This is a genomic window from Myxosarcina sp. GI1 (assembly GCF_000756305.1).
Lineage (GTDB): Bacteria > Cyanobacteriota > Cyanobacteriia > Cyanobacteriales > Xenococcaceae > Myxosarcina.
The window spans coordinates 22,739-29,055 of the sequence record NZ_JRFE01000059.1 but is presented as its reverse complement, the minus strand read 5'-3'; the positions used below and the strand labels follow the sequence as shown (position 1 = coordinate 29,055).

Sequence of the window (6,317 nt, the reverse complement as noted above, 5' to 3'; positions counted from 1 at the left end):
GCTTAATTCCCAGGTCTTGTCCTGGAATTAGAAGTTCCCGACATCAATGAATCGCACCCAGACAAACCCCATCTCCAAAATTTCACTCAGTTTATTCGTAAATGTTGATACGACGAGAACCGAGATACATTCCCTGACTGTTTTCACCAGCAGGGTAGGCAGTAATGCCAAATTGATATACTCCAGCTACAAAGGGATTTCTTCTGGGTTTGACCGATACTGTTACCGTATTGCCAGGCTCTATCGGCTGCTCGAATTCGACGGTAATTTCTCCAGGTTGTGATTCTTCTCCTCCAACAGCAGCCAAAGATACAGGAGAGCCTCCAGCCAAGCTATCGCCATAAAAGGCACTACTTTTACTACCTTTAAATTCCACAGTATTAATATCTCTTTTTTGTTCGATCTTCACTGCTCTAAGGGCTTGTTTTGCATCTTCAGGCACTTCTATCGTAAATTGATAGGCAGCAAAGGGATTCCTTCTCCTATTATAAGTGGCAGCAGCTCTGACTATACGAGGAGCGCGGCTAAAAACAGTTTGTCCGTCAGTCATTTCTACTGCTGAAGCCGACACCGTGTTTAAAGAAATAGGCAATAATGTACCTAGCATCAAAGCACTGGTACTCAACGAAAATTTGATGAACGATCTATACATTTTGAAACCTCCAATTTGCTTGAGAAACTCTTAAAAGAAGTTAACTATAAAGAAAAAGCCTTACTAAAAACGAATATTGCTAACGCGTCTTAAATAAGTATTTATTCTGCAAAGTTTTAACTTCATCTAATTACAGTTTCTATATTTAATAAGTTGTCATATAAAAATGAAATTAGAATGACATTTTAAAATCTAACAGTGTTATAAAAGGTTTAAAAACTATTTTATATCTCTACCGACACTGTTTATATAAGACTTTTATGTCAAAAGATAGATTTTGTCCTAATTTACAAAATAAATATTTTTATATAGTTTTATTGAAACAAAACAAAAAAAGCTTCTAAATTTTCAAGGCATTTTGGCACTAACACTTGAGAATTTAGAAGCTTATCTCTTTGGTGTAAGGATACAAATAACGTCTGTTATRGATATCCTTTGAAGATAGGATGACATATAAATATGAAATYRAGATGATATTGWCAAAATTAATAGAGTTTTTACTTCAACCTTAAWTGCAATAAAATAATGTAATRTTTTGTATATYAMATATTTAAAAYAAATCGAGTTTGTCGATTTCATCCTGATTTAATTTTTCTGGTATATACTCAAAGATTGATAACAAATTTTTACAGCTTTTTGGAAGTAAAACTATGAGTATGTCTTCAAAAGTTTTTAGAAGTCTAACAGTAATAGCAGCGATGACAGCTTTAACTATTAGTATTGGCAACCGCGCTGCCACTGCCGAACAACATGATGGTAATTCTCAAATGAATCACGAACAGATGATGAATTCTGATGGACAACAAATGCCGATGCCAGAATGTTCTGATAACTCTGAGATGAATATGAATCAAGAGCAAATGGGTTCTGAGGAACACCAAATGTCAATGAAAAAATGTCCCGATAACTCCGAAATGAATATGAATCACGAAATGATGAACTCTGACGAACGGCAAATGCCAAGACAGAACGATTCGCCAACGTCAGATGAGTAAACAGCTTGCCTGCAAGATATTACGTTATCCCGTCTACCATGTCACATAGATGGGTAAACGACAAAATGCGACAAAGTATAGATTGGATATAAAGTCAAAATTTAAGTTTTCTCGAACACTTTACTAGCTTGCGTGATGGATTCATAACACTAATGAAAAATAAATCCAGTACACTGAATAGACGAAATTTTCTCCGCTTCACTGCTGGAATGAGCATAGCCTTGGGACTCGATAGCCTCATACCCGCATATGCCAAACAAGTGGTCACAGCAAACGAACCTAGAAATAAAGGTAAGTATTCCGATCTCATTGACTTGCAAATTCAACAAACCAAGCTGCCGATTGCCAGCAAAAATGCCTCTACTTTAACAGTTAACGGTTCGATCCCAGGACCTTTAGTACGTCTGAGAGAAGGGCAAACTGCAACAATACAGGTGACAAACAATCTCGACGAAGACACATCACTTCACTGGCACGGACTCATCGTCCCACGAGAAATGGATGGAGTTCCTGGAATTAGTTACGCTGGCATTAAGCCTGGAGAGACTTTTACCTATCGCTTCCCAGTCAAACAAAGCGGTACTTATTGGTATCACAGCCATAGTGGACTGCAAGAGCAGTTGGGTCACTATGGTCCTATAATCATCGATCCTATCGAACCAGAACCCTTTGAATACGATCGCGATTATGTAGTGTTGCTGTCAGACTGGACTTTTGAAGATCCCTATGACGTTCTTGCCAATCTCAAGAAAATGAGTCCTTACTACAATTACCAAAGACCGACTATAGGACAGCTTGGTAAGAATTTGGCTTGGAATCGAATGCGAATGGATCCTACCGACATTGCCGATGTTACTGGTGCTACCTACACTTATTTGATGAACGGCATGGCATCAGATGCCAACTGGACGGGGCTTTTTAAACCAGGAGAGAAAGTTCGTTTAAGGTTCATTAATGGTTCGGCGATGACATACTTCGATATCCGCATCCCTGGGCTTAAGATGAGCGTAGTTCAAGCCGACGGTCAAAATATTAAGCCCGTTGAGGTAGATGAATTTCGCATTGCTACGGCTGAAACTTACGATGTCATTGTCGAGCCACAGAAAAATACAGCCTATACTATTTTTGCCGAAACTATGGATCGCAGTGGCTATGCGCGGGGAACTCTCGCACCTCGTCAGGGAATGAGCGCAGCAATTCCCGAAGGGCGATCGCGCCCTATACGCACTATGGCAGATATGGGAATGGCAGGAGATATGTCAGGTATGGACATGGGAGAAAATAATTCCTCTCACGATATGTCAGGTATGGACATGGGAGAAAATAACTCTATGTCTCATGATATGCCAGGTATGGACATGAGTGGCAGTAATTCTCACAATATGCCAGGGATGAACATGGGAAGTAATAATTCTTCTCATAATATGTCTGGCATGGACATGAGCGGAAATAATTCTATGTCTCATGATATGTCTGGCATGGACATGGAAAGTAATAACTCTTCTCACAATATGCCAGGGATGAACATGGGAAATAACAATTCTCACGATATGCCAGGTATGGACATGAATGAAAATAGCTCAATGTCCGATAACCAAGGTGTAATGCACAGTGCCGATACTCATGGTGCGGGGAACTCTGGCGTAGCGATGATGTCAAAAAGTAGATTAGATGAGCCTGGTATTGGTTTGGAGAATACGGAAAATCATCGCGTACTGGTTTATAACAATCTAATTAGCCTAAAACCCAATCAAAAGCAGCGATCGCCAGAACGGGAAATAGAGCTACATCTGACAGGCAACATGGAACGATATATGTGGTCGTTTGATGGCAAAAAATTTTCTCAGATAGAAGAGCCAATAACTTTCTTTGACGGGGAACGACTGAGACTTACGTTCATCAACGACACGATGATGGAACATCCGATCCATCTACATGGTATGTGGATGGAGTTGGTTAATGGTAGTGGACTAAACCAACCACGCAAACATACTTTAAACGTCAAACCCGCCGAGCGAGTATCGGTCGATATTGATGCCGATGCGCCAGGATACTGGGCTTTTCACTGTCACCTGCTCTATCACATGAAGGTAGGTATGTTCCGCACTGTGGCTGTTGTCGATCGCCCAACCAGTACAACCTAGTCAATATCTATAATCTCTAGATCTGGTATTAGCTTATGCCAAATTATCTAGGTTATCCATGTTTTATTTTAGGCTGGGATTCCAGCCAAATTACCTATGAGAATAAATGACCGAGGTTATCGCTCTACCCCTGCTGGATTGGTAAGCATACTTAGTATTCTTTTCTTGGCACCTGCTGTAGTTGCCGAACCAGAATTGGGCATAGAAGCTAGTACCCACACAAACAACAGCCAAAAAGCAGAGATGCTTACTGAGGGAGAACGATCGCGCTTATCTCAGTCCGATAATGGTAATATCGATCTTCCAAAATTACCTAGAGAAGATTGGCCCTCGCCCATAGGTGATAATCGAACTTATTATTTGCTTTTGTTAGACCAGTTAGAGTACCGCGCCAACGATGGAGAAGATACCTTTAATTGGGATGGAATTGGCTGGGTTGGAGGCGATTATCAGCGACTATGGATTAAGACCGAAGGAGATGTCGGTTTAGATACGGGAGATGGAGAAGCAGAGCTACAGCTTCTTTATGGTAAATTAATTTCTCCTTTCTTCGATCTTCAGGCTGGGCTAAAATACGACCAGGTTTACAGTTCTGAAGGAGGTCCTGCAAGAGCTTCTGGTGTAATTGGCATTCAGGGTTTAGCTCCTTACCTTTTTGAAGTAGATGCTTCTGTTTTTGTCAGTCAAGATGGAGATGTTTCGGCGCGACTTGGTGCTGAATATCAGCTACTTCTGACTCAGAGGTTGGTTTTACAGCCAGAATTGGAGACAAATATTGCTATTCAGGATGTAGAAGAGTTTGGGGTCGGTTCTGGTTTAAATGACATTGAATTGGGATTACGACTACGTTACGAAATTAGCCGAAAATTTGCTCCTTATGCGGGAGTCAACTGGACGCGCAAATTTGGTGATACAGCAGAATTAGCCAGAGAGGAAGGTGAGAGTACGGATAACTTTGCTTTGGTAGCGGGTTTAAGACTACTTTTCTAAATATATTTTTAGCTCGACTTTATCCATTGTGAGAGAAAAGTGAAGTCGAATAACGATAGAGTATTTTTGGTGTATCGTTAAGCTCGAAGTATGAGTTTCAATCTACCTGTTGAAATTATCAGTGTTCTCCTACCTTTTGCCGATCTCTTCTCCAAAAAGGTTTGGAATCATGTTCAGCTAATGTTGGTCGGTAGTATTTTAGCCACAGGAAAACGAACTGTAACTTCAATACTAGAAGTGATGGGACTGTCGGATAAGCCAAACTTCCAAAATTATCATCGAGTATTAAATCGTGCAGTTTGGTCAAACCTCCGAGCAAGCAAGATACTACTAACAACTTTAGTTATGGCATTTATTCCCAAGGGAATAATTGTCTGCGGGATAGACGATACGATAGAACGACGAAAAGGGAAGAATATCAAAGCTAAAGGCATTTATCGCGACCCAGTACGGTCGAGTCATAGCCATTTTGTCAAAGTCAGTGGTTTACGTTGGTTATCAATGATGTTGTTGGTAGAAATTCCTTGGGCAAAAAAAGTTTGGGGCTTACCATTTTTTACAGCTTTAGCTCCATCCGAACGCTACCATCAAAAACAACAACGTCAGCATAAAAAATTAACGGATTGGGCAAGGCAAATGATTTTGCAAGTTAAACGATGGCTTCCAAATCGAGAGCTAGTCATAGTTGCCGACAGTAGTTTTGCAGCATTGGAATTACTTTCTGCCGTTAGTAACTATTCTCGATTTGTATCATCCGTAGCGATGATTACTCGCCTTCGTTTAGATGCTGCACTTTATGAACCTGCATCACTAAGACCTCCAGGTACTATGGGTCGTCCTCGTCTCAAAGGAAAAAGATTACCCAACTTAGAGCAAGTTTTAATTGATGCGGGTACAGATTGGTCAAAAATTACACTTGCTAATTGGTACGGAGAAACAGAACGAACAGTTGAAATTACTACTGGGGTGGCTGTCTGGTATCATACTGGGCTACCTGTTGTTCCAATTCGTTGGGTCTTAGTGCGCGACCCACTAAATAAATTTAAACCACAAGCTTTGTTGTGTACTCATCAAGAGTATCAACCTCAGCAAATCCTTGAGTGGTTCGTACGTCGTTGGCAAATGGAAGTAACTTTTGAGCGAGAGGGATGGCGAGGTTGCCTCGCCATATCCAATCGAGCTGTTGAAGAAGTTAGAAGACACTTAGGACTGGAGACTCAACGTCAATGGTCAGATTTGGCGATCGCACGTACCACTCCTCTTATTTTAGGGCTATTTTCTCTGGTTACTCTTTTGGCTCATCGTTTACAAACCGATTTTACTTGGACTACTAGACAAAAAAGTTGGTATGTCAAATCTCTACCTACTTTTTCTGATGCCTTGGCTCTGGTACGCCGATTTCTATGGGCTAGCACTTTTTCCATGTCATCTAATTCTGCTGACATCATAAAAGTCCCTCGTCCTTTATTCAATCGTTTGAGAGATTTTGCTATCTATGCTGCTTGATTGGATAAAGTCGAGTTTAGCTAATGTTAG

5 protein-coding genes are annotated in these 6,317 nt (G+C 40.6%); 4 read left to right on the top strand and 1 reads right to left on the bottom strand.

Translation table 11 applies throughout. From position 1 onward, the window contains the following. Positions 1-91 precede the first annotated feature (91 nt). On the bottom strand, positions 92-607 hold the full coding sequence (locus KV40_RS29955; protein ID WP_253274428.1) for a DUF2808 domain-containing protein: 516 nt from the start codon (positions 605-607) through the stop codon (positions 92-94). A 701-nt stretch (positions 608-1,308) separates the two neighbouring features. Here KV40_RS29955 and KV40_RS29950 point away from each other — a divergent pair. The 4 genes from KV40_RS29950 (at position 1,309) to KV40_RS29935 (ending at position 6,287) form a co-directional block, all read left to right on the top strand. After that, on the top strand, positions 1,309-1,647 hold the full coding sequence (locus KV40_RS29950; RefSeq protein WP_253274427.1) for a hypothetical protein: 339 nt from the start codon (positions 1,309-1,311) through the stop codon (positions 1,645-1,647). A 152-nt stretch (positions 1,648-1,799) separates the two neighbouring features. Further along, positions 1,800-3,791, top strand: a complete 1,992-nt coding sequence (locus tag KV40_RS29945) for a copper resistance system multicopper oxidase (protein ID WP_036489064.1) — start codon at positions 1,800-1,802, stop codon at positions 3,789-3,791. 96 nt (positions 3,792-3,887) lie between these two features. Continuing rightward, positions 3,888-4,781, top strand: a complete 894-nt coding sequence (locus KV40_RS29940) for a copper resistance protein B (RefSeq protein WP_036489062.1) — start codon at positions 3,888-3,890, stop codon at positions 4,779-4,781. A 90-nt stretch (positions 4,782-4,871) separates the two neighbouring features. Beyond that, the gene (locus tag KV40_RS29935) at positions 4,872-6,287 is read left to right on the top strand and encodes a transposase (protein ID WP_036489060.1); all 1,416 of its coding nucleotides are present in this window, start codon (positions 4,872-4,874) and stop codon (positions 6,285-6,287) included. Positions 6,288-6,317 lie beyond the last annotated feature (30 nt).

Bases quoted from the DNA above. Each gene is read 5' to 3' on its own strand.
- KV40_RS29955 (WP_253274428.1), bottom strand. From the start codon at position 607: ATGCTAGGTACATTATTGCCTATTTCTTTAAACACGGTGTCGGCTTCA.
- KV40_RS29950 (WP_253274427.1), top strand. From the start codon at position 1,309: ATGTCTTCAAAAGTTTTTAGAAGTCTAACAGTAATAGCAGCGATGACA.
- KV40_RS29945 (WP_036489064.1), top strand. From the start codon at position 1,800: ATGAAAAATAAATCCAGTACACTGAATAGACGAAATTTTCTCCGCTTC.
- KV40_RS29940 (WP_036489062.1), top strand. From the start codon at position 3,888: ATGAGAATAAATGACCGAGGTTATCGCTCTACCCCTGCTGGATTGGTA.
- KV40_RS29935 (WP_036489060.1), top strand. From the start codon at position 4,872: ATGAGTTTCAATCTACCTGTTGAAATTATCAGTGTTCTCCTACCTTTT.